Below are 24,207 nucleotides of genomic sequence, written 5' to 3' on the forward strand. Positions count from 1 at the left end.
CGTGGTCATTCACGTCAGCGCGACTGAAACACTTGGACACGTTCGCAAGGCACGCGCGGCCAGCACGCAAAAGCCGATGTGTCACCCCCACCGGTGCACTCCACTGCCTGCGCACCGTCAGCCAACGTTCGACTGCCGCATGCGGCGCTTTGTCGGCTGCTTCACGGCGCATCGCAACGCTGGCTGTCAGCGGCCGTGGCAGAGGGCAGGCGGTGTGGCTGTGGTGCCAGCACTTCCCATTCCTGCACTGCCAGCGCGGCATAGCTGGCCGCGTTGCCAGAGGCGTCCATGACCACACGCACGCAGCGCGTTGTCACCGGCGCGAACGACACCGCTTCTTCGTGATCGGGACGCGTGCCATACCCATCGCGCGGCTGCACGGGCTGCCATCGCCCAGCGTTCCGATATTCCAGATGCCAACGCGCTGGCGGTGCCACGCCGACGTCGGCACCGGCCGGGTGGTCGGCCCAGAACACGATGCGCGTGCGATCCACGGTGATCGGTTGCGCCCAGCTGTACTGCAGCCATTGCTGCGGTGGATTGTTGTCCGTCCAGCTGGCCCACATCTCCGGTGGCAATGGATTGGCCTTGACCACGCCGTCGTTGAGCGCGGCAATCCAGTACTGCACCGGAATGTCCGGGCCATTGGACGCGGTGGCGTAGGCCGATGGCGCCTGATTGCGCGTGGGCGGCGCGGGAGGCGTTGGACGCCGCGTCGGCACCACGGTGCGGATGCTGGCCGGCTGCGTGCTGTCGTCCCATTCCAGCCGGTCGATCGCCACGCTGCGGCGGAAATGCCCGCCGCCCTGTGCGTCGGCGGTGTGATACACCAGATACCACTGCCGCTGAAATTCGACGATGCCCGGATGCGAGGTGGTCGAGGACACCGGCGGCAATACGATGCCGCGGTACGTCCATGGCCCTAGCGGAGTGGGTGCGCTCGCGTAGGCGATGCAGGCGTGATACAGCGTGGGCGTGCATGGCGAAAGACGTCCGGCGTTGTTGGCCGCATATGCCAGGTAGTAGGTGCCCTTGCGCTTGAATAGCCAGGGCGCTTCGAAATACCCGTCCAGCGTGTCCACCAGGACCGGCGTGCCCTTGAAAGTGACCATGTCGCGCTGCAGCTCCACGCCGTACAACGCGCCGAAGGTGCCCCAATACAGATACACCCGTCCGTCATCGTCGACCATCACGGTCGGGTCGATGTTCTGGATATCGTTGCGGCCCGGCACCGACTGCGAGACCACCGGACCTTGCGGATGCGCATCGGTCCACGGGCCAAGCGGACTGTCGGCCACCGCTACGCCGATCGCGAATGGGTCGGCATTGGGCGAATCGCGCTGCTGCACTGGTGCATACAGGTAATAGCGCCCATCCGGGCCCTGCACGATCTGCGACGCGTAGGCATAGCGCTTGTCTGCCCAGGCAAAGACCTGCTGGGGTCGCAGCAGATCGCGGTAGTGGATCCAGTCGCCGCTGGCCGGATCGCTGCTGACGAACAGTTGCCAGCCAGGCATGACGAACGCATTGAGATTGGGAGCCGCGGTGTCGCGGCCGGCAATGATGTACAGCTTGCCATCGGCCACCAGCGGCGCAGGGTCGGCGGAATATTCGCTGCCATCGGCGAGGATGGGATTGCCCGGCGCATGCAACCACGTTCCCTGCGGCGGCTGCATGGCACAGGCCGGAGCGGCAGCCAGCAACAACCCGCACGTCAGCACCAGCAACCGTGAGAACGTACGCGTCATGGCGCGGCCGCCTTGATCTGCACCACCAGCGGCACCGACACGTTACCGGTGGGTGCACGCCCTTGCGCCGTGCCGGTGAGCTGGAGTTCGCCGGGCTGTGCGTAACGCGCGGGCTGCAACGTGGGCCATTGCACCGGCAAGCGTTCACGCGAGCCGTCGTTGTATTGCACCGTGACGAAGCCCGGTAACGTCGGTGCATGCCCGACCACCGCGGTCACCGTCGGCAACGGCTGCACGGTATTGATCTGCCCCGGTGGCGTTGCGCGCACCCAGATGGTGGCCTTGACGAGAATCGCACCTTCGACCAGGCCTTGCAGTTCCACTGCACCTTCGCGGCCCAGGCGGCTGGCGGCAACCTCGGACCATTGCACGGCCACCGGCAGCACACTGCCATCGGCAAAGAAGGCGGTGATCTCCTGCGGCAGCGTCGGCAGTTGCCCGGGGGCCGTGCGCAGATGGATCGCCTCCAGCTGTTTGGGCAGCTCGGACAGCGCCTGCCATTCGTCCACCCCAATGGCGGCGTGTCCGTTGGCGGTGGTCTGGGTCGTCAACACCACGCGCAGCGCGGTGGTGACTACCGGCGCAAAGCTGGCGGTGCTCGCCGCGCCGGTCGCCGCTGCCGCAATCGGGTAGCCGCTCTTGCTGACGATGTCCTGCCAACGTCCGTCCTGCAGCATCTGCAACTTCCAGCCGGCAGGCGCGGCGACTCCGCCGTTGGGCTGATCGTTCCACAGGTAGAGCGCACTGGAGGACAGCCGCACCGGGCGCGGCCACTGATACTGCAACCACACCGTTGCCGGCTGGTCGAGCCCATAGCTGCCCCAGCGCAGGCTGCCACTGGGGAAGCTGCCTGCCTGCGGGATGAACCCATCGTTCAAGGCCTGCACGCGGTACTGCATGCCGGTGAGTTGCGCACTGACACTGGCCATGGCCTGCAATGGAATGCTCTGCAGCGGGCGCGAGGCCGGCGCGCTGACCTGCACATCGGCATGCCCCATCAGCGCCCCGTCGTTCGCAGCCAGACGCAAGATGTAGTGCCCGGCACGGGTGAAACGCACGGATGTCTGCAGCGCAGCGGCATCTACAAACACGGCATCGCCGCCGTCCGGCGCCTGCTGCACGCGCCAGCGCACCTGCAGCGTGCCATTGGGCAAGCCGTCATCGCCAACGCGCCCTTGCACCACCACCGCGCCATCGGCGCCCGGCGTATCCAGCTGCCATGCCTGTACCTGCGGCGGCGTGTTGCCCACGGACGCCGGTGCCGGCAAACCGCTGTCGAACAGCTGGATTTCCTTGATGCCGGTGCGCGCCGTACCGGCATGCGTCACCACCACGCGCAGCGCTGCCGCATGGATTGCCGGGAAGCGCACCCGGTTGCGATTGCCCTCCGCCATCGTGGCATCGCGTACCTGCCCGGGAACGTTCTTCCACACACCGCTGCCATCGCGGTATTGCACGGCGTAGATCCACGGTGCCGCGTAGCCAGGCCGCGTCCCGGACGGAAAGCCATTCTGATCCCCGCCCGGCGAGGAACTGCGATAGAAGTACAGCACTACCTGATCCAGCGTGCGCGTGCCGCCCAGGTCCAGCGCGATCCAGTCGCTGGCCGATGGCGAGCCCGCGGTGCCCCAGAACGGCGTACTGGCGGTACTGCCATCCACCGCCGCCGTTGCCGGCAACCCGGCGGCGGCAAAACTGGCGCTGACACGCGCCCCCTGCGCCAGGTTGCGGCTATGCGCTGGCGGCAGCGTCACATCCACACCGGCCTTGGCCAGGATCTGCGCCACCCGCGTGCCCGCAGCGAACGGTACCTGCGTCATCGACGCCAGTGCCGCGGGATGGGCTTGGAGCACTTGCGCTGCGCCATTGCGATTGACCGCATCCGGCGCGGCACTGACCTGCCCGCTGGCCGGGTCGTAGATCACGTGTGCCAGCCGATCCACGCAGAACGCCAGGCGGCCATCGAGATAGACGCTGTAGCCCTTCGGCACACGACCACCGTAGTGGCTGCCATCGCGATCCCAGACGATGCTCAGGTTGCGGTCGCGATAGCGCAGATTGTCGGCGGCGAAATGGTCCCAGCCGATATCGATCGGATACAGCTCGATCTTGTCGTCGCTGCGCGGGCGAAAACCCATTGCATCCTCGATCATGCTGAAGTTGGTCGCGCCCAGCTGGGTATGGTGGATCCAGGAGCGATAACCGATCTTGCCGCCGCGGCCGGCAGTGCCCTTGGCCCAGAATTCGTTCTGGTCCGGATAGCGGTTGTCGCCGTTGATAAAGGGCGCCCAGGCGTTCCAGTAGAGCAATTTGCGATAGCTCTGCGCGTTCAGATATGGGCTGGGGTAATCGCGCAAGGCCGAGCCAAACAGACGAAACGCCACGGTGGCATTGATGGTGGAAAAATTATTGCTGCCCACATCGGCGCCGCTGCCGCGCGCCTGCATGTCCACCTGGTTGGCGGTGTAGAACGGAAACAGCGGGTATTGCGCCGCGTCGGCAAACAGCCGCAACGCGCGCACGTACTTGGGATCGTAGTCGGCATCGCCCTGCTTGGGCATCAAGCCCACGCTGAAGGGATAGTAGTTGTTGGTTTCCTTCCAATCGACCGCCAGCCGCGGCCCGTCGGCCTGGCGATGCTTGAGCAGATCGCCGTACAGGCCGACCGAGTCGGGGGCATCGCTGCGATCCTGCCACAACACCTCCAGCACCGCCTTGCGAATGCGGCGCGCGGTGGCCTGCATGCGCTGTGCGGTCGCCGTATCGCCCGCGAGCGTCGCCGCCTGCGCCGCTGCCTGCGCATTGGCGTACACGTAGGCGCTCTCGGTGCGGTCCATGCGGATCTGGCCGTGCTGGTCGGCCCAATCGAACGACACCGCATCGGCATCGTTGCCGGTCATTGCCGCCCAGTCGTATTCGATCAGCCCATTGTGGTTGAGATCGTAGGCCGCCAGCACGCCGTCCACGTCACCGCTGCCATAGCGTGCCAGCTTGCCCGCCAGCGTCGCCGGCCCGCCGTGAATCTGCATCGACCGCCATGCTGCGGCCGTGATGTATTGCGCGTAGGAATTGGACCAGTTCTCCGGCGAGCCAGGGTTGTCGGTGTACTTGCCACCGCCGGCGGTTTCGCCCGCACTGAGCCAGGTGCCATAGGCATACAGCGGATTGCGCAGGTATTTCAGATCGTCCAGGAACATGCCGGCGGTCAGCACGATGGAATTGTCGTAGCCAAGCACACCCTCGATGGCGACCGGGAACTGGTAATCGTTGCCGGGCACATTGGCATCGAGGAAGTTGAAGCGCAGTACCCACCAGCGATAGAACAGGCTCTTGCTGATGTTCTCGTTGGGCGTGTCCAGGTATGGCAGGTTGTCCACCCACCAGCGGTTATAGCTGGCCACGTGCTGCTGGTAGGCCTGCTGCGGCGTTTGCGCGGCAATGCGCGTGTACTCGGCGCGGGCTTCGGGCAACTCGCGGGTGAGCATGCCGAGCTGCACCTTGACTGGCGCGGTTTCGCCGCTCGCGGGGATGTCGATATCACGTACCAGACGCTGCCCCTCGACATGGAAGCCATCGCCGGACAGACGGGGGAAGACCGTCGTGATGTGGTTGTACGCGTCAAATGCACCGGTCAGCTCATTGCCGTCGGCGTGCGGGGCGATCGGCGAGACTGCTTGCAGCGATACCGTATGCGCCGCACCGTCCAGGCTGGACAGCACCACGCTGGCCACCGCCACGTTCTGCTCGGTGATGTACTTGACCAGCTGCATGCGCACGCCGGCGCCGGCGTCTTCGAACACCGTCGTGAAATAACTCGGCGTCTGCCGCCGCTGCTGCGCACGCTCCTTCCATTGCACATGACGCTTGCCCAGCGTGGCATGGATGTGGAACAGCGCGTCGTAATCGGTGGAGTGCCAATACGCCACCTGCCCGACGAATCCCGGCGCATCTGGCGCGTGATAGCTCAGGTATGCGGCGCGGCCACGGGTAAACAACCAGTCGTTGTGATCGTCGAAACCACCGCCAGTTCCCTCGCGGGCCAGCAGGCGGTCGATCCAGAAATCGTTGCCGGGCGCCTGCCCTGCCCCGTGCGCGACATCGGCCGCGTAGATGCGTGCCAGTTGTCCGCCGGGCGCAAACGGCACCGCGGTGGGAGGCATCGGGTGGTCCAGGCCGCGGAAGAGCGGCTCGCCGATCATTGCGTTGGGCTGGGCGATCGGCGCTTCCTGTGCGACTGCAAGTGACCAGCCCAGCATGATGCATGCCCACAACAGCCCAGCCACGCCGGTGCGCCGCGTCACGCGCAACCAGCGCCGGTGCCGCGCCAGAAACGACTTCCAGCGTAACTCCCTCATGACATCCATCCCATTAACGTGCAAGACAGCGCGATCGATGCGGCGGCTGGCGCGCATCGGACGATAGACAGCTGCGGTACTCCCCGCTGCATCGCAAACCGATGTGATGCAGCCGTCTCACCATAGTTGTTTGCGCTGGCGACACCCGCGTCAACACGAAGTGCAGCGATGCAAAGCGAACCTCGCTGTGCGTGCTTCGCCACCACACGCACCGACTGTTGCAAATGACGCGAACCGCCGGCCGCGCCTGCCGGCTGACGCAGGCCGTGCAGGTCAACTGAAGCTCTCCGCCAGGTCCACGCAGCGTCGCTCGATGCGGCATGTCCCGCGCGTCCACTGCGTTGCAGATGCACCGTCTACTCTGCCTAACCCCTGCCGGCTGCCTTTCTAGACGTGCTAGAACTCCACTCGCAGCCGGCTCCAGACATAGCGCCCGAGCGTGTCGTAGGTGCTCGCTTCGGTATTGGCCGCATTGGAGTAGCTGTAGAACCGTGGCGGCTTGCGGTCGCCCAGGTTGTCGATTCCTACCGCCAGCGTGCTATGCAGCGATGCGATCTTCCGGCTCAACGAGGCGTCGTGATACACCACCGAGCCAATCGGGAAATACGCGCAACTGCCATCGGCATTGGTGTCGACGCAGAAATTTTCGTACTGGCTACCGTTGACCGTGCGGCCCAGATAGCGGGTGTTCCAGCTTGCATGCCACGGGCCGCTGTCCCAGGTCAAATTGGCCACGGCACGCCAGCGCGGCATGTTGCCCCAGCTGGAATTTTCGCCGACGTAATTATGCGGATCGCCTGCAAAGCGATAGCTGGAGAAGAACGTTGCATCCAGCCCCGTCGCAAACGTGCCCCAGGCGGTGTCGGCCAACGTGTAATGAATGCCGGCGTCGTAGCCGCGAATATCGACCTTGCCGCTGTTGTACGCGAACGGCACCGACACCCGCGTCAGCTGTCCGGTGGCATCGCGCTGAATCAGCGGACAGAAGGCCGCTTCGCTGCCGTCGAAGCAATCGCTGACGACCTGCTGATATCCGACACCGGTCAGCATGTCGTCCAGCACGACCCGCCAGCTGTCGACGTTGAGCGACAGCCCGCGCACCTGATCCGGGTCATAGACCAACCCGACATTGTAGGAGCGGCCACGCTCGGGCTTGAGCTTGAAGCCCACGTTATTGGCGCCGGAGGTCACCACGTTGAACTGCGCGGTGTTGGTGAAGCTGCCATCGTTGGGCACGTTCGCGCAGGCCGGATTGGGTGCGCCGGTAAAGCCTGTGCACGGGTCCTGGAAATCGCCGGTGTTGTCGATCACGCTGTTGTAGGGCGAGCCATACAAATCGCCCAGCGCCGGCGCCCTGAACACCTGCGAGCCGGTGGCACGCACCAAGAGATTCGCAATCGGCCGCCATTCGATCGCAACCTTGCTGTTGGTGGTGTTGCCCCAGGCGTCGTAGTTGGAATAGCGCGAGCCCAGGTTCAGGTTCAACACGTTTGCGAACGGCACGTCCTTCAACAGCGGCACCAGCAATTCCGCATAGGCTTCCCTGACCGACTCCTCGCGCCCCTGCTTGAGGATGCAGCCATCGTTGTAGTCGCAATTGCCATCGGCATCGGCAGCGGCCACGTCGCTGGTCGTCCCCTGCGCGAACTTGTTGGTGCGATACACCAGGCCGACGGCCGCCTGCACCCTTCCGGCCGGCAGCTTGAACAGATCGCCATTGGCGCTGATATCGACAAAGCGCATCTGGCTTTCGTCGATCAGATCCACCGGCCGCTGCGTGCCACGCAATGCGGCGATGGTGGCCGGGTCGCTGGGGTTGAAAACATTGATCGGCGTGCAGCCGACGATCACGGCGCCCGGCGCGCCGCATTTCACGACCCCGTCGCTGTCCAGGAACGAAGCGCCTACCGCGTTATTCAACGCCGAGGTGATCGAAAAACCGGTGCGCACCAAGGTGTCCTTGTAGCGCGCATAGCCAGCCGCCGCATCCCACTGCCAGCTAGTGCCATCCACGCGCCCGCGCACGCCGGCCACGACATTGGTCTGGAACATGGTGGAGGTGTAGACGCGCGTGTTGGCCTGCGGCGAGCGCAGATAGTAGGCGTCCAGTTGATCGCCGAACGGGTTGTAGTAGTTGTCTACCGCGTCCGGCATTTCCAGCCCGTAGGCATCCAAGCGCGAGACCGTCTTGCTGCGCGTCCAGAACACGTCCATGTAGCCCTGCACGCTGGGGGTGAAGTCGAAACTGCCGTGCAGCGAGGCATTGGTGCGCTTGATCGGGGTGATCAGGTACTGCGCGTCGTAGACGTTGTAGCTGTCGGTGGCGCGATTGTAGGGGCGAAAAGCCTCTTCGCCGACCGGACCCGGCGCGACGCCGTCCACCGGCGTCAGCACGCGCCCGTCGGTCAGGAAGGCACGGGTGTTGGCGCCGCGAACCTCGCTGACCTGCCCATCGAGATATTCCACCGCCTTGGCCGCATAACTGCGGTCGCGATTGAACACCGGGTTCATCGAGTTTTGGCTGAGCCCCACGATCAGCCCACCGCGGTCCCAGGTCTTGCCCCATTCCAGCCCGAGCGTGCGTCGATTGGCATCGCCATGCGTACTCTGCGCGTAGTCCGCGGTGGCGGCGAATCCGTCGTACTTGTCCTTGAGGATGACATTGACCACGCCGCCGATCGCATCGGAGCCGTATACCGACGACGCTCCATCGGTGAGCACTTCCACGCGCTCCACCATCGCGGCGGGGATTGCGTTGACGTCCACGCCGGGCGCCGACGCCACGCTGCTGGCAGGCCCTGCCATGCGATGGCCGTTGACCAGCACCAACGTGCGCTCGGGCCCGAGATTGCGGAGCGACACCAGCGCGCGGCCGTGACTGAAGTTGGAGTTGAGCGCAGGCCCGGTCTGGAAGCCGGCCATCATCGGCAAGCGCTGCAGCAGCTGCCCCAGCGTGTTCTGCCCGCTGTCTTCGATACGCTGCCGGTCGATCACCACGACCGGGCTGGCGGTTTCGGCGTCGACGCGGCGCAGATGGGTGCCGGTGACGTTGATCTGATCCAGCGTCTGGGTGGCTTCGCCTGCACCATCGCCACGCTGTTGCGCGGCAGCCGGCACGGCGGCGACCGCCAGTGCAAACAGCAGCGCGTTGACGAGCCGGGTGGTCTGCAAGACGCGCCGTTTGGGAACAACAGCATGGCGGCTGGACGACATCGGAAATCCTTGTACTGACACAGGGTACGGCCCACCTTCCTGCATGACCGCGCACGGCCAAGCCGCACCGCCGCAGCGCACAGATGGAGGGAACGATCACGACAGAGACTGCACCGGCCTGCCGTCTCAACGGCAGGTCTCTCCGCATGCAAGGACGGCAACTGCAACGACACCGCTCTCCCCTGAGAGCGCATGCTTGGCACACGCGTAACGTTAAAAAAATCTTGCGACAACGCCACTGCGCCGTCTTGACGAATTTAGGCGGGACGCATGCGGAAAATCGCGTGCTTGCGCCTGCTTTCGGGCATGCCTGCATTGCCCAAACAGCGACATCTCGGCACGATCATGCGATGTGCCCTGGTCTCTGTGATCGACCACAGCACCTGCATGCGAACAGCGAAGCGGCACTGCGGTGCGCGCTGTCCAGCAACATTGCAACAACGGCAACAACGGCAACAACGGCAACGCCTGATCATCGCATCGCCGTTGTCAGGCGTACCACGCCTGCACCTTCACCAGTGCAGCAGCGCCAGGCAAGGCCACCCGATCTGCATGCGGGCCCTGCACTCGCGCCGGTCTACCATCGACCAGCACGCGCTGCAGGCGTGTGCCTGCGGGTGTGCGCAAGGTGAGCCAGGTACGTGCAGGTGCGCGTTCCGGCAACTGCACATCGGCACGGATGCAACGCGCCGCAGTCTCGGTGCGCAGCGTCAAGGTGACCGTGCCCCAGCGCGTTGGCGCTGCAGTGATGCCCACCGGCGCACCGCTGCCCAGCCACGCGCGCGGCAGCGCACGCGCGAGAAACAACTGATCGCCGGCGCCATCGTCGCTGACCAGCATCCAGCGCAGCAGCAAAGGGATGGTCATCTGCGCCGGTATGCAGAACAACGGCATGCCGCCGGTGATGCCGCTGACTTCCCCGGCCGTCCAACTGCCGCGCGTGTGCACCTGATAACGATGCGCGTAGACGAACAACAGATATTCTTCGATGCGATCCAGCCGCAGCAGCTGTTGCGCGTAGCCGTAGGAAATGAAACCGAGCAGATCGCGGCTGCCCGGCTCCGGCGGTGCGATGTTGGCCACCACGCCAATGCTGGTGCCGCCGTGGCCACGCAGGCAATCGATCACCAGGTGGGCCAGATCGTCCGGCAACACATCGGCCTGCAGCAGTTCGGCATATGCACGGTGCGGCCATTGCTGTTCGCTGGGCTTTTCCTGCAGCAACGATTGGCGGAAGGTCAATGTGGTCCCGGGCAACGGGCCCACGTACGGCGGGGAGAGGTCGCGACGCACGTTGGCACGCAGGCTGGCTTCCAGCCGCGTACGCAGCTGCTTGGCGCGGCGTTGCCATTGCGTGGCCTGGCCAGCATCTCCATCGAGTGCGCTCCACACCTGTGCGATGTCTTCCCAGCCGCGGATGGTCAACGCGCTGTTGGCGTAATACGGTTTCCACCATCGCGATGGATCGGGAAACAGGCAGGCATCGGATTCGTTCCAGCCGTGCAGCAACCCATGCCCATGCGCCGTGCGCGGCAATGCCAGCGCCTGGTCGTGCAAGGCGCACAACACCTGCGCGGTGGCGGCGATCTTGGGCAGCAGACGGCGCAGCCGTAGCGCATCGCCGGTGTAACGCAGATACCGCGCCAGCAACGACAAGGTGAGCCCGAACTGCCCGACTTCCGGCCCGCGCATGTTCGGCAGGCCATCGTCCTGCACGAACTCATCGAAGTAGTTATCGAGCACCGCCGCGGCTTGTGCAAAACGTCCCCACTCAAGATTGGCATACAGCGAGCTGGTCAACGTGTCCTGGAAACCGTCGTATTCGTTGCCGTAGTAGTCGCGTTCCACTGCGCCATACTTGGGGTAATCGCCGCCGGGGCGCACCACCAGCTCGCGCGCAAACGCGAACTGCGCCATGTCGTTCCAGCTGGCATCGGGAAATTGCGCCTGCACGGTGCCGTCCAGCGCCTGCTGCCAATACGCAGCGAAATCGATCAGTGCCGCGTAGAACTGTTCGGCGGTGGCGGCGCTGCGCGAGGGCGCAAATTCCGGGTAGCTATGCGTGTAGTGCACCGCGACGATGGCGCCGGCCTTCACCCTCATCGTGCGGTGCCAGGTTTGCACCACGAAGCGATCGCGTGCCCGCACGTCGGCAAACACCAGCACGTCGTACCAGCTGTCGGGCTCGCCCTCGCGGCGCATCACCTTGCGCACCGCCGGCATCCAGCCGCCAAGCATGCCTTCTTCGCGGCGTTTGATCAGCGCCTCTTCGCCCAGTTCGGCAAACGCGTGTTCCGGCCGCGAGGTGCGGCTGCGGCCGTTGGGCAGGATGGGCATGGTGTCCAGGCTTTCGCGTGTACCGACGAACGTGGTCCACGGCCAGCGCCCGCCATTGTCCTTGGGATCGAGCAAGGAGGCGGGCGGCGGTGCCACCTCGCGCACCTGTGCCTCGTCCGGGTCGCCATCGTGCAGCAGGCGGTCGGCCAGCAGGTCGGCTTCGGCCATGGCCACCTGCGCCAGCGGCAGCCCGAAATACGGCGTGCCCGCGGCCGGATACGCCGGCTCGGTGCGCTTGTCCAGCCGCAGCATGCCGCTGTCGCTCCACAACGTGAGCTGGCCTTGCGCATCGTCCAGATGCTCGTAGACGGTCCAATGCTGCTGCAGGTGGGTGAAGCTGCACAACGCGCTACCGACATGCGCGACCGAAGGCAGCGGTTCCAGGCGGGGCAGTGCCGGCGCCGGCGGCGTGCTCGCAGCCGGCGCCGTGGCCGGCGTTGCCAGCGCGGCACCTGCACCGACCGCCGCGGTGGCCGCCATGCCCTGACGCAGAAAGGTTCTACGGTCCATCGTTGCTCCCTCGAATGATCGTGGCCCATCGTGCGCGCGTTCATGCACGACGTCTTGTGACAGCGGTCGGACACCCGTGCGGAAATCCGCACATCACGCCCAGGCGGTGACTGCCTGCCGCCGTCCGCGCCGGCGCCTGGATGCGCCAGGCCGCCAGCGCCGCAAGCCACGCGGCCACGCGGCACGCTGTCGCAGGATCTGAGGCGCAGGCAGGCGATGCTGATCTTGCTGCAACCGCTTGCCGTTGCGTGCCATTGGCCGGTGGCCCACCAATCGATGCGTCCGTGCTTCGTATTGCAGTCCATCGCACGCGGTACCCCGCTGCACAGACAGCTCGCGCATGGCATTGAATGCACACTGCCGTGCTACTGGCAGCCGCGCGTGCCGCGGTGGTCGCGCAGCACGCGCCGGCTACATTTGGATCTGCACCAACCCACTTTGGCTCACCACTTCGATGGAGTTCTCCCCCGCATGCACACGATCCTGGCTGGCAGTGAGCGCCGTATCGCCCCCTCCACCATCGAGGCCGGACAACCGCCGCAGGACGAACGCCTGCGCGTCCTGCTCGCGGTGCGGATGCCGGCATTGAATGCCGCTGCCGATGCGCTGCTGCACCTGCAGCCCAATACGCTACCGATTGCGCTCACGCGCGCGGAGTTCAGCGAACGCTTCGCCGCCAGTGCGACAGATCTGCAGGCCGTTGCCGACTTTGCCGCCCGCTATGGTTTGACGATGGAGCACGCGCACGCAGACAGCGGCAACGTGATCCTGGAGGGCACCGTGCAGCAATGCGAGGCCGCATTCCAGGTCAGCTTGCGCGACTATGTCGATGGTGCGATGCGCTATCGCGGACGCACCGGCCCGGTATCGATTCCACAGACCCTGGGCGGCATCGTCACCGCCGTGCTCGGGCTGGACGCACGCCCGCAGGCTCAGACGCTGCCCAGCGCGCCCGAGGCGACTGCATCCTCGCCGCCTGCGCTACAGGCCACTGCACCGGCCGGCAGTGAAGATGGTCCGATCATGCAATACACCCCGCCGCAGCTGGCGCAGCTCTACGGCTTTCCCGAGCACGACGGGCAGGGTCAATGCATCGGCATCATCGTGCTGGGCGGCGGCTATGCACGCGCGCAGATGGCCGCCTATTTCGCGCAGCTGCGCGTCCCCATGCCGACACTGGTCGATGTGCTGTTGCCCGGGGCCACCAACAACGTCAGTCGCGGCAATGCAGATGCCGATGTCGAAGCGCAGATGGATATCCAGATTGCCGGGGCAATCGCGCCGGGCGCCAAACTGGTGGTGTATTTCGCGCCCAACACCGACAACAGCTTTCTGGAAGCGATCAACGCCGCCATCCACGATGCAGAGCATTCTCCCGGCGTCATTGCCATCAGCTGGGGTTTCACCGAATCGCAATGGACGCCGCAATCGCGCCAGGCCTACAACGGTGCGTTTCAGGCCGCTGCACTGATGGGCATCACCGTATGCATTGCCGCTGGCGACGATGGCGCCAGCGACGGGCAGCCAGGATTGAATGTCTGCTTTCCCGCATCCAGCCCGTTCGTGCTCGCCTGCGGCGGCACTCGGCTCCAGGTCACGGCCGACAGCGCCAACGAACAAGCCTGGGCGAACGGCGGCGGGGGAGAAAGCAGGTTCTTTGCACGCCCTGCCTGGCAGAAGGATCTGCGCATCACTGATGCACGGCACCAGTCGCGCCAGCTGGGCATGCGCGGCGTTCCCGATGTGGCGGCCAATGCCGACGCGCAGACCGGTTACTACCTGTCGATCAATGGGCAGCCGGCCGTGATGGGCGGCACCAGCGCCGCCGCGCCGTTATGGGCGGCCTTGCTGGCACGCATCTACGGCGCAAACCGCATGCAACCCCATTTCGTATTGCCGCGCCTGTACGGTCGACCGGACGCATTCCGCGACATCGTTGCCGGCGATAACGCCGGCTTCCGTGCATCCACCGGCTGGGACGCCAATACCGGCTTGGGCGTGCCCGACGGTGCACGCCTGACGGAGGTGTTGCGACCCGATTGACCGGCGCGCACATCGTGTGACCGGCCGGGGCCATATGCGGGTTGGCGTTGAATGCCGATGTACCGGCCGCAAGGGCACCGCTCCACTGCGCAGTCGCATGAAGGCGCTGCATTGGAAACGCGAACGGCGGTGGCGTTACAAGCAAGGTATGCGCAGCGCATCCCGACGCGAAACGACGGCGGCATGGCGGCCGGGCCGCACCAGGTGGCACCAGGTGGTACCGGGCGGGCCATCAAACGGGGACCCGTGCCCCTGGGGCAACGGGTCGGTGGCAGCTTTCATCCACTTCGAACTGCTTAGGTCACCACATCCAGCAAGCTCCCCAGCATCTCGTCGGCGCGCCGCAGCACATTGGCATTCGCCTGGAAATCGTTGCGTGCCGATAGACCTTCGACCAGATCGCCGGCTGGCGCAGATGGATCGGCGTTGGCATTCACCACACTGGCCGCCACGCCGCCATTGGCCTGGGTCGTGGCCGCGACAGACTGACGTGGGCTGCCGTCCACTGGCTGACGGGCCACATTGCTGGCCGCCACCTGCTGGCGCAGCGCGGCGACCTGCATTCCGGAACTTGCGATGCTGCTGATGCTCATGGTGGCTCCGACATGGCGGTGAAGATTCGAACAAGGCTCAACCCATTGCAGACAACAGGCCGAAGGCAGCAGCGACACGGTCAGCAAGGCTCAGTAAGTCCCGACCCGCACCCGCAACACCACAGGCACATTGCCGTTTGCATCCACACGCCCGAAGTTGAGGCCGTAGTCGGTCTGGTCGCCGTTGAGCTGCCTTTCCATCTGCCAGCGCCCGTCGACATACCGTCCCTGCTCCACCCGCAACAGTTGTCCATGACGGGTATCGGCCGCGTCGCGAAAAAATTCAATGCGCGCAGCCATACCGGTCACCAGGAATTCCTCCGGCCCCAGTTGGGCCACCAGCAGCCGGCCGGCGTGGTCGTCGTTGCCGGGCAGAATGGGCGGCGCATCGCCCCACATGGGCGCACCGAACGACACCTTGGCCTCCCACTCGCCGAAGCGCAGCGTGCGCTGTGGCGCGCCGGGCTGCTCGGCCACCGCCTGCAGGCGGCCGTCGAAGGCGGCCTGCGCCACGATCCGCTGCATCGGCGCCAGCAGCGTGAAGTTGGCCGCATGGGCTGCAACCGCTGCGCGGTTGGCCTCGCTGTCGTGGTTGCCATCCATGCCGAACACCGAAAAGCCGACCCCGCCCTGCCCCAGCACATGGAACAGATACGGCGCAGTGGCAGCTTCGAAGCCGGTTTCCGAGACCCAGGCCGGATTATCGGGCCGCGCGTATTGGCCGACGACCTTGGTGTATTCGGTGTAGTCGCTGGTGTAGATGTCGGTACCAATGAAATCGATCGACGGCGTGGCCGCGCGCCACAACGCGAATACGTTCACCGTCGCGCCGCCGGACGGATAGTCCATGCCCGGATAGCGCTTGCCCTTGTAGCGCAGCCAGGTGTTGACGTAGAACGGCAGCGGATAGACACGCTTGCCCGCGGCGGCCACCTGTTCGATGTAAGCAGCGGTTGCATATGCGTTGAACGCTTCGGCAGCTTCGGCGCCGAACAGTTGCTGCCAGCTGCCCTGCGGTTTGCCGAGTGCGCGCGCAATCGCGGCTGGTACCGGTTGCGCAAACGCTGCCTCGCCTGCCGGGCCGTGATCGCGCACGGTGCCGATCGCGCCGGGCTCGTTTTCCACCTGCACCAGAATCACCGTGTGGCGGTCGCCATCCACCTTGCGCAGATGCTGCATCAACGCGGTGAACGCACGCGCATCGGCCTGCATGTTGGCGGCCACATGGGGCGACAACACATCCACCGGCTCGCCATTGGCATCGCGCATGCGCGGGTACGTCGCCTCGTCGCGCTTGATCCATTCGGGCACGTAATGCATCTGGCCGTTCTTCCAGCTACCGAACCACAGGAGCGCGACACGCAGGCCACGCTTGCGGGCGCCGGCAATCAGCGCGTCCACATTGGTCGTGTCGAAGCGGCCCTGTGCCGGCTCGAACTGCTCCCAGTACACAGGCGCTTCCACCGTATTGGCGTGCAGGGCAACCACATCGTCCAATGCCTTGGGTAATACCGCCGGCCATGCGCTGGAGTTATGCAACTGCGCGGCCAGGATGGTATACGGCGCACCATCGACAAACAGCGCGTGGCGGCCATCCTTGGTGACGAGGCGCGGCAGTTCTTCGGCGGCCGCAAGCAACGGTGCGTTGCCAGCCAGCAATGCCAGCGACCACAGCAGACCCGCCACCCGGCTGCGCCGCTGCGGCTTGAATCGAGCAAACAAACGCATCATTGCGCCTCCGATGGCAGGGAATTCCAGTGCGGCGTAGGCTCGTTGCGCAGGTGGCGCACGAAGAAGTCGTACTGGCGACGTTGCACGTAATCGATCGGCCCGCTGGAGCGCCCAACCGAATGCTCGCCACCCGGTACGGTGAGCAGGTCGAATTCCTTGCCGGCCTTGATCAGGGCATCGACGACTTGTGCGGTGGACGCCGGATCCACATTGCTGTCCTGCTCGCCCACGATCAGCAGCAGGTCGCCCTGCAGCTTGCTCGCATTGACCACGCCCGAGGCTGCGGCGTAGCTGGCATCCACCGGCCAGCCCATCCACTGCTCGTTCCAGCTGATCTTGTCCATGCGGTTGTCGTAGCACCCGGCGAACGCAACGCCCACCTTGTAGAACTCCGGGTGACGCTCGAGCGCTCCCAGCGTGCTCTGCCCGCCGGCCGATGCACCGTAGATGCCGACGCGGCTGATGTCGTAAGACGGGTCCTTGGCCGCCAGCGCACGATGCCAGGCAATGCGGTCGGCAAACCCTGAATCGCCCAGGTTTTTCCACGCGACATCATGAAACGCCTTGGAGCGGTTGGCGGTCCCCATGCCGTCGATCATCACCACGATGAAACCCAGATCGGCCTGCGCCTGCATGCCGATCTGCTTGTCGCCGCCGGAGTGATAACCGAACGGCCAGAACGTCTTGGGCACGAAGGAATCGTGCGGCCCCGCATAGATGTTTTCGATCACCGGATAGGTCTTGCGCGGATCGTAGTCGCGCGGACGCACCACCATGCCCCAGATATCGGTGGTGCCATCGCGCCCCTTGGCCACGAAGGTCTCCGGCGCGCGCCAGCCGGCGGCCTGCAGCTTGTCGATCGTGCCACACTCCACGGTGTGCAGCAGCTGGCCATCGATGGCGTGCAACTCCATCACCGGCGGCAGGTCCGGACGCGAATAGACATCGACGTAATGCAGGCCATCATCGGCAATGGCCACGTCGTGGTCGGCATCGGCGTGGGTCAGGCGGGTCAACCGGCGGCCGTCGAAATCAACGCTGTAGAGCTGCCGGTCGTACGGGTCCTTGCCCGCCTCCATCCCGCTGGCCGTGAACCAGATGCGGCGTTGCGCATCGTCCACGCGCAGCACTTCGCGCACCACCCACGGCCCGCGGGTGAGCTGGCGCTTCACCTTGCCGCTGCGTCCATCGAACAGATACAGGTGCCGCCAGCCATCGCGCTCGGAGATCCACAGCACCTCATCGCCACGCCCGTCTACGTCGTGGCGAAAGCTGCGGTCGGCATACACGAAGGTGCGGGCGTCTTCGCCGACTGCCACGCGCGCGCGCGCGCTGCGTGCATCCACCGCAATCACGCGCATGCGCTGGAAGCCGCGTTGCACATAGTCGAACGCGACACTGCGCCCGTCGCTGCGCCACTGCAGCGGCGACAACGAATACGGGTTGTCGAACAACGCCGTGTCCACGTCGCGACGTGTTCCGTCCAGGGAGAACAGCACCGGCCGTTCCACATCCACCGCATCGCCCGGCTTGGGATACAACTGGGTGTGCACCACCGGTTGCCCAGCGCCGGCAGGCGCGGCTTCGACGCGGGTGACACGGCGAGCCAGCCCCGGACGCACGCGATACACCGCCAGCTGCCGCGAATCCGGCGACCAGGCAACACTTTCCAGATCGAAATAGTCATCGGCACGGCCGTCACTGCTGAGCCGGGTGATCTGCCCGTCGGCGACACGGCGCAACACCAGGTTCCAACCATCGGCCAACACCTCCCACCTGGCATCCGGCGAGCGACGCGGCGCGGTGTCGGCCGGCACCAGCGGGTCGCGCACCACGCCGAAACCGCGTGGGCGTGAAGTGGCCTGCAGCCGAGCATCGGGCGCGCAGTGGTAGGTGGTCAGCGTGCAACGCCAGGCCGCATCGTCCAGTGCGAAGACAATGGCGCCATCGCTGCGTTCGCCCTCGGTTGAAAACGAAAACTGCTCGAACGGCAGACGCAGCGCCGCATAGGGCTTGCCGGTTGCCGCACTCAGGCCCTGCGCCACGCGTGCCTGATCGAAGGCCGGCTGCTTCTGCACGGTGGCCACATCGGCACTGACAAACGCAAAGCCGCCCGGCACCGTCTTGCGGTAATAGAACCTGCCATTGTCCTGCCATTGCGCCGGCCAGGCGACATTCTCCGTCAGCGTGATCCACTGCTCGCGCAAACCCAGCGAACGTTGGTAATCGGCAACGCTGGGCGCAGCCTGCACAGCACCCGACAACACCATCATGTACCCGGCCAGCGCAGACCATCGACGCAAACCAAATGCGCGGCGGCGCGCATCACTCACCATCGTCCTCCTCCAGCGCAAGCTCGTCGCTGCGCAAGCCGCTGCGTGCGCCCCAGTGATAGATGCAGAACGCGATGACCGCCACGCTCAACGTATCGAAGGGATGCGCAATCCAGCCATGTCCACCGAACGTGCCCGCCCACGACACCAGCATCACCAGCACGAAGAACACGATCAGCCACAGCGACGCGCGTACCTGCCGCACCAGGCGCGCGCGGCCCTGGCGCGAAGGCAGGCGAAATAGCACGTAAAGCACGAACGCCAGCACCTGCAAGCCGAGCAACCACGACAAGGTCGGCCAGGTGGACCAGTACACGATCAACGCCGCAACCATGAACGACAGCGGCCCCATCACCGGCAGGCCACGCACGAAAAATGGGCGTGGCAAGTCCGGCGCGCTGCGGCGCAGGGCCGCCACCGTGATCGGCGCCACCGCATAGCTCAGCACCAAGGCGGCCGACACCACCCCGATCAGCGTTTCCCACGAGGGAAACGGCAGCGTCCAGAAGATCGACAACCCCAGGCTCAACCACAGTGCCGGACGCGGGATACCCGACGCCGGGTCCACCCGCGTCAGCACCGGCAAGAACCCGCCACTGCGCGCCCAGCCGTACACCACGCGCGGCGTGGCATTCATGTAGATGTTGCCGGTGCCGCTGGGCGAGACCATCGCATCGCAGATCACCAGCGCAGCCAGCCACGCCATGCCCAAGGCCAGGGCGATGTCGTGATACGGCAGCGAGAAGGCCTTGTCGATGCCCGCCCAGCCTTGCGCGAGCTGCGCGGCCGGGATGCTGCCCAGGAACGCCAGCTGCAGCAGCACGTAAATCACCGTGGACAGCGCCACCGACAGGATCAGCGCAATCGGAATATTGCGCTGCGGGTCGCGCACCTCACTGGCCACCGACACGATCGGCGTCAACCCCAGATACGCGAAGATGATGCCCCCGGCCGAGATCGCCGCTTCCACACCCGCCATGCCAGAGGGCGCGAACCCATGCACGCTCAGATTGCCGGCATCGAAGTGCTGCATCAGCAGCACGATCACCAGGATCGGCACCAGAAACTTGAAGATGCTGACGATGTTGTTGGCCAGCGCGAAGGTCTTGACGCTGAAATAGTTGAGTACGAAGAACAGCACCAGCAAGGCCAACTGCACCAGCCAACCCGCCACGCTGGGATGGGTGCTGTGCGGCTGGCTCAACCACGGGAACCACGCCGCTGCGTATTGCCGCGCCGCCTCCACTTCGATCGCGATCAGGCTGGAGAATGCGATCAAGGTGATGAAGCCGGTCAGCGAACCGAGCAAGGCGCCATGCGAATACTCCGGGTAGCGCACCACTCCGCCGGCGCGCGGCAATGCCGCGCCGAGTTCGCAATACACCAGCCCGAGCAGCAGCACCGCGATACCGCCGAGTATCCACGACACGATGCCGGCCGGCCCCGCGATCGATGAGACATGGCTGGCCGAAAACAACCACCCGGAACCGAAGATCGAACCCAGCCCGATAAAGGTCAGGTCGGTGAGGCTGAGGCGCTTGTGGAACTTGCCTTGCGTAGTCGCAGCGTGTGTGGTCATACGTCGCCCCGAAGTGTGGAAAGCGCGGTTACTGCACTTAGAGCATCACGTGCGCACACGTGTCAGTCACTGGCAGAGGCCTTCGCCTCTGCCGATGCCTCTGCCGATGCCTCTGCCGGGTCATCCGGCGGGTAAGGCGACACGCCGCCATCGGCGATGAAGCGGTCGATGCGCGCTTCCAGCACCGGTAATGGCACCGAACCGGTCTGCAGCACCGCATCGTGGAAGTTGCGCAGGTCGAACTTTTCGCCCAGCGCGGCTTCTGCCTTGCGGCGTAGCTCCAGTATTTTCAGCTCGCCCAGGTAATACGACAGCGCCTGCCCCGGCCAGGCGATGTAGCGGTCCACCTCGGTGGTGACTTCGTGCTCGCTGAGCGCAGTGTTGTCGCGCAGGTAGGCCTGCGCCTGCTCGCGCGTCCAGCCCTTGTTGTGGATGCCGGTATCGATCACCAGACGGCAGGCGCGCCACATCTGGTAGGTCAGGTAACCGAAGCGGTCATAGGGCGTGTCGTACATGCCCATTTCCTGGCCCAGATACTCCGAATACAGCGCCCAACCTTCACCGTAGGCGGAGATGAAGCCGTAGCGACGGAACTCCGGCAAGCCTTGCGCCTCTGCCGCGAGCGGCATCTGCAATGCGTGACCGGGCGAGGATTCGTGCAAGGTCAGCGCGGTCAGGTTGTACAGCGGCCGCGACGGCAGGTTGTAGGTATTGACCAGATAGATGCCCGGCCCACCGCGACCGCCGGTGTAGAACGGCGCCAGCTCCGGCGGCACCGGCTCGATGGCGAAGCGACGGCGCGGCAGCCGGCCGATGTAATCGCCCACCTTGGCGTCCACGCGCTTGGCGATCCAGGCCGCCTGCTTGAGCAACTCTTCCGGCGTCTTGGCGTAGAACTGCGGGTCGGTCCGCAGGAAGTGCAGAAACGCCGGGAATACCGCCTGCCCGGCCGGCGGCTTGAAGCCGCTGGCCGCGATGGTCTGGTCCATCTGCGTGCGCAGCTTGGCCACCTCCTGCAAGCCGATCTGATGGATCTGGTCAGGGCTCAAATCCAGCGTAGTGAACTCGCGAATCTGCGCACGGTAATACGCCTGGCCGTCCGGCAACGCTTCGCCGGCCAGCGTGGTGCGTGCGCGCGGCTGGTAGTCATTGCGGATGAAATCCAGCAGCTTGGCGTATGCCGGAACCACCTGTGTATCGATGGCCTTGACTGCCTGCTGGCGCAGCTGCGCCTGCACATCGGCCGGCAGCGTCGCCGGCATCTGCTTGAACGGCGCGTAGAACGGGTTGGCCTCGCCTTTGGCCTGCGCCACATCGGCGATGGACTGGTCGCGCCCGGTCATCGTGACCCGCGGCTGGGTGAAACCGCGCGCCAGCCCGGCGCGCATATTGTCGGTGTGCTCGGCGAAATAGCGCGGGATGTCGGCCAGCATCTTCAGATAACGCTGGTAATCCTCGCGCGTACGCAGCGTGGCCTCGGCGCTGAAGCCCAGATCGCTCCAGAACGCCGAATCGCTGTTGAACGGCATTTCCCAGGCGCGAAAATGCTGCTGGTCCAGCAGTACCTGCAATTGCTGCCGATACACCTGGTAGCTCACCTGATCTTCGGCCGACAACTGTGCCTGCGGGATGGCATCCAGTTCCTTCAACACCTGTTGCCAATACGCCGTGCGCTGGTTCTGCGTGGCGACATCGACCTTGGGCAGATGGTCGGCCTGTTGCTCCTGCGTGGCCTGGTTGTCTTCATCCACCGCGCCCGACGCCTGCGCCTGGCGCCAGCGCCACTCGCGTGTGTACAAGGCCTTGAAGCGTGCCGCTGCGGTGTTCTGCGTGGCCGCAGCCGCAGCCTCGGCCGCGTGCACAGGCAGGGCCAGCCCGCCCAGGCAGGCTGCAATCAACAGGGTCAATGTGCTCGCGCGTAACGCGCTGGTGGTGCTCATGGGTGTGCCTCCGGCGCCGCCTTGGCCTGCGCAATCCACTGCCGCACCCGTTGCTGCAACAGTGCCAGCGGCATCGCGCCGCCGCCCAGCACCGCATCGTGGAAGGCGCGCACATCGAAGCGCTCACCGAGTTCCTTCTCGGCTTCCGCACGCAGCGCCAGGATCTGCAGCTGGCCGAGCTTGTACCCCAGCGCCTGGCCCGGCCACACGATGTAGCGATCGGTTTCGGACTGGATGCTGGGCTCGTCATCGGACGGATGTGCGTGGAAGAAATCCACCATTTGCTGGCGGTTCCAGTGCTTGTAGTGCACGCCGGTGTCGAGCACCAACCGGTTGGCGCGCAGCAATTCGCCGGACAGGCGCCCATAGTCGTTGTACGGGTCCTTGAAGAAACCGATCTCCTTGCCCAGGCGCTCGGCATACAGCGCCCAACCTTCGATATAGGCGTTGTAGCCGGCCTGCTGGCGGAACGGCGGCAACGGCAATGTCTGCGCAAGCGAGATCTGCAGGTGATGCCCGGGCACGCCTTCGTGGTAGGCGGTGGTTTCGATATTGATCAACGTGCGGCTGGCGAAGTCGCTGGTGTTGACCTTCACGATCGCCGGCTTGGTGCCTTCCGGATTGCTCTGCCAGTATTCGGCGCCCGGTGCGGTACGCCGGAACGCCGGCATCGCCTGCACTTCCAGCGGGGTCTTGGGCAGATGGCCGAACAACTTCGGCAGCTGCGGTTCCATCGCTGCGATGTACTGGCGGTATTGCTGCAGGATCTGGTCGCCCGAGGTGGCGAAGTGTCGCTTGTCGGTCTCCACGGCCTTGCGGAAGCTGGCCAGATCCGCAAAACCCTGCGCCTTGGCGATCTGCGTCATCTCGCCTTCGATGCGCGCCACCTCCTTCAGACCAATCTGGTGGATTTCCTCCGGCGCCATGTCGGTGGTGGTCTGGGTGTGGATGGCGTAACGATAGCGGCGCTCGCCATCGGGCAGCGACCAGACACCTTCCTGCGCGCGCCCCTGCGCGGCATATTCGTCGCGGACGAACGCGGCCAGCTTTGCGTAAGCCGGGCGCACCTGTTGGTCGATCGCGGCGAGCAGCTGTTGGCGCAGCACATCGCGTTGATCGGCCGGTACGGCGGCGTCGAGCTTTTTCAATGGCGAGGCGAACGGGCTCTGCTCCCCGGTCAAGGCCGCAATCTTGTCGATCTGCTCGGGTAGGCGCTCCAGCAGATAACGCGGCTGGGTGAGGCCCTCCTTCGCCCCCTGCCGCGACACCGCGATCACCTGGTCGATCACCGTCGGAATCGCCTGCAGCCGCTTGATGTAGTCCTGGTAATCCTTGGCATTTTCGAACGGGAAGGCATCGCCGTAGCCGGCCAACGCCAACTGTATGCCGCCGATCGGTTCCAGCGGCATTGCATAGGTCTTCAGGTCGATCCCTTCCAGCTTGTCGCGCAACTGGCCCAGCATCATCTGCAGGCTGAGCTGGCGTTGCTCGTCCAGCGTCTTGGCATCCACCGCTTCGAACTGCTTGAGCAGGTCGGCCGTTGCGCTGCGCTCTGCCTGCACGGCCTCCAGCGAGTAATCGCTCCAGCGGTCGTTGTAGCGCTTGTCGCCGATGATGCTGGCGAACTCGGGGTTGTGCTGCAGTTGGTACTGCCACTGCTTGTCCAGCAGCGCATCGAAGGCCTTGGCAGCCTGCTCGCCGGTCGAGGCGGAGGCAGGTGTAGCCGCCCGCTCCGCTGCGGGCGGCGCCGGCTTGCAGGCGGTGACCAAGGCCGCGGCGAGTAGACCGATGGCAACGGGACGCAGGTGTTTCATGCATTCACTCC

The 24,207-nt window shown here is 65.3% G+C and carries 11 protein-coding genes; 1 reads left to right on the forward strand and 10 read right to left on the reverse strand.

The window, feature by feature from the left end; all coding sequences use genetic code 11:
* Nucleotides 1-161: 161 nt before the first annotated feature.
* From J7396_RS18320 to J7396_RS18335, 4 genes are all read right to left on the reverse strand, one after another.
* Nucleotides 162-1,748: a family 43 glycosylhydrolase gene (locus tag J7396_RS18320; RefSeq protein WP_184420071.1), complete on the reverse strand. Its 1,587-nt coding sequence runs from the start codon at nucleotides 1,746-1,748 to the stop codon at nucleotides 162-164.
* Complete coding sequence (locus J7396_RS18325) at nucleotides 1,745-6,103, reverse strand: Ig-like domain-containing protein (protein WP_209261864.1); 4,359 nt, start codon at nucleotides 6,101-6,103, stop codon at nucleotides 1,745-1,747. Before J7396_RS18325 ends, J7396_RS18320 begins: the two co-directional genes overlap by 4 nt.
* 396 nt (nucleotides 6,104-6,499) lie before the next feature.
* Entirely contained in the window at nucleotides 6,500-9,316 is a 2,817-nt protein-coding gene (locus tag J7396_RS18330) for a TonB-dependent receptor (protein WP_209261865.1), read from the reverse strand.
* A 489-nt stretch (nucleotides 9,317-9,805) separates the two neighbouring features.
* Nucleotides 9,806-12,163 (reverse strand): Tat pathway signal protein, encoded by a 2,358-nt coding sequence (locus J7396_RS18335; RefSeq protein WP_209261866.1) that lies wholly within the window; start codon nucleotides 12,161-12,163, stop codon nucleotides 9,806-9,808.
* Nucleotides 12,164-12,634: 471 nt separating this feature from the next.
* Here J7396_RS18335 and J7396_RS18340 point away from each other — a divergent pair, with 471 nt between their 5' ends.
* Nucleotides 12,635-14,206 carry a S53 family peptidase gene (locus J7396_RS18340; RefSeq protein WP_071118340.1) on the forward strand — a complete coding sequence of 524 codons (1,572 nt, stop codon included), beginning with the start codon at nucleotides 12,635-12,637 and terminating at the stop codon, nucleotides 14,204-14,206.
* 296 nt (nucleotides 14,207-14,502) lie between these two features.
* Here the strand turns inward: J7396_RS18340 and J7396_RS18345 are convergent, their stop codons facing one another.
* The 6 genes from J7396_RS18345 to J7396_RS18370 all read right to left on the reverse strand — a co-directional run bounded on the left by J7396_RS18345 (nucleotide 14,503) and on the right by J7396_RS18370 (nucleotide 24,196).
* Entirely contained in the window at nucleotides 14,503-14,799 is a 297-nt protein-coding gene (locus J7396_RS18345) for a hypothetical protein (RefSeq protein ID WP_031423173.1), read from the reverse strand.
* 90 nt (nucleotides 14,800-14,889) lie between these two features.
* Nucleotides 14,890-16,527, reverse strand: coding sequence for a DUF5597 domain-containing protein (locus J7396_RS18350; RefSeq protein WP_209261867.1), 1,638 nt, complete (start codon nucleotides 16,525-16,527; stop codon nucleotides 14,890-14,892).
* Nucleotides 16,527-18,866: a S9 family peptidase gene (locus J7396_RS18355; protein ID WP_209261868.1), complete on the reverse strand. Its 2,340-nt coding sequence runs from the start codon at nucleotides 18,864-18,866 to the stop codon at nucleotides 16,527-16,529. Before J7396_RS18355 ends, J7396_RS18350 begins: the two co-directional genes overlap by 1 nt.
* The gene (locus tag J7396_RS18360) at nucleotides 18,856-20,442 is read right to left on the reverse strand and encodes an APC family permease (RefSeq protein ID WP_008574362.1); all 1,587 of its coding nucleotides are present in this window, start codon (nucleotides 20,440-20,442) and stop codon (nucleotides 18,856-18,858) included. The genes J7396_RS18355 and J7396_RS18360 overlap by 11 nt, the downstream gene beginning before the upstream one ends.
* A 62-nt stretch (nucleotides 20,443-20,504) precedes the next feature.
* On the reverse strand, nucleotides 20,505-22,382 hold the full coding sequence (locus J7396_RS18365; RefSeq protein WP_008574360.1) for a DUF885 family protein: 1,878 nt from the start codon (nucleotides 22,380-22,382) through the stop codon (nucleotides 20,505-20,507).
* On the reverse strand, nucleotides 22,379-24,196 hold the full coding sequence (locus J7396_RS18370; RefSeq protein WP_033478832.1) for a DUF885 family protein: 1,818 nt from the start codon (nucleotides 24,194-24,196) through the stop codon (nucleotides 22,379-22,381). Before J7396_RS18370 ends, J7396_RS18365 begins: the two co-directional genes overlap by 4 nt.
* Between the last annotated feature and the right edge of the window lie 11 nt (nucleotides 24,197-24,207).

It is taken from the genome of Xanthomonas sp. A1809, from assembly GCF_017746015.1.
Taxonomy (GTDB): Bacteria; Pseudomonadota; Gammaproteobacteria; order Xanthomonadales; family Xanthomonadaceae; genus Xanthomonas; species Xanthomonas euvesicatoria.

Excerpts from the sequence above, each read along its gene's own strand:
- J7396_RS18320 (WP_184420071.1), bottom strand. The coding sequence starts at position 1,748 with ATGACGCGTACGTTCTCACGGTTGCTGGTGCTGACGTGCGGGTTGTTG.
- J7396_RS18325 (WP_209261864.1), bottom strand. The coding sequence starts at position 6,103 with ATGAGGGAGTTACGCTGGAAGTCGTTTCTGGCGCGGCACCGGCGCTGG.
- J7396_RS18330 (WP_209261865.1), bottom strand. The coding sequence starts at position 9,316 with ATGTCGTCCAGCCGCCATGCTGTTGTTCCCAAACGGCGCGTCTTGCAG.
- J7396_RS18335 (WP_209261866.1), bottom strand. The coding sequence starts at position 12,163 with ATGGACCGTAGAACCTTTCTGCGTCAGGGCATGGCGGCCACCGCGGCG.
- J7396_RS18340 (WP_071118340.1), top strand. The coding sequence starts at position 12,635 with ATGCACACGATCCTGGCTGGCAGTGAGCGCCGTATCGCCCCCTCCACC.
- J7396_RS18345 (WP_031423173.1), bottom strand. The coding sequence starts at position 14,799 with ATGAGCATCAGCAGCATCGCAAGTTCCGGAATGCAGGTCGCCGCGCTG.
- J7396_RS18350 (WP_209261867.1), bottom strand. The coding sequence starts at position 16,527 with ATGCGTTTGTTTGCTCGATTCAAGCCGCAGCGGCGCAGCCGGGTGGCG.
- J7396_RS18355 (WP_209261868.1), bottom strand. The coding sequence starts at position 18,866 with ATGGTGAGTGATGCGCGCCGCCGCGCATTTGGTTTGCGTCGATGGTCT.
- J7396_RS18360 (WP_008574362.1), bottom strand. The coding sequence starts at position 20,442 with ATGACCACACACGCTGCGACTACGCAAGGCAAGTTCCACAAGCGCCTC.
- J7396_RS18365 (WP_008574360.1), bottom strand. The coding sequence starts at position 22,382 with ATGAGCACCACCAGCGCGTTACGCGCGAGCACATTGACCCTGTTGATT.
- J7396_RS18370 (WP_033478832.1), bottom strand. The coding sequence starts at position 24,196 with ATGAAACACCTGCGTCCCGTTGCCATCGGTCTACTCGCCGCGGCCTTG.